General features: G+C 68.9%; 1 protein-coding gene. It reads right to left on the bottom strand.

Annotated elements, in window-relative coordinates:
* The coding region (locus tag AC0IYH_RS30075) for an RrF2 family transcriptional regulator (RefSeq protein ID WP_471837760.1) at window positions 1–216 on the bottom strand (216 nt) is incomplete at its 3' end.
* Between the last annotated feature and the right edge of the window lie 135 nt (window positions 217–351).

Below are 351 nucleotides of genomic sequence, written 5' to 3'. Positions count from 1 at the left end.
GGGCGGGCGCGACAGGCGGAACCCGCCACCCGTACCGCGCGCACTTTCCAGCAGACCCGCCGCGGCAAGGCGGCTGACCAGCTTCTGCGCGGTCGGCAGCGGTACGCCCGTCTCCTCCGCGAGCAGGGTCGCGTTCAGCCGACCCACGCCGCCGCAGTGGCGCGCGGCGGCGGCCATCAGGACGACCGCATAATCGGCTAGAGAAGAGAGGCGCATCGTTCCAATCGGATCGTTTCCGTCCGATTGCAGATGGTGCAGCGCAACGCCGCGATCAACCGCTATCTTTGCACACGACTCGCAGGGGTGCGATGAGCGCGGCCATGTCCTGGTACCACCCTGCCCTGTTCGCGC

This window comes from Pseudomonas sp. AC463, from assembly GCF_979253585.1.
The sequence above is the reverse complement of the archived record's forward strand: the minus strand, read 5'-3'. Positions and strand labels throughout refer to the sequence as shown.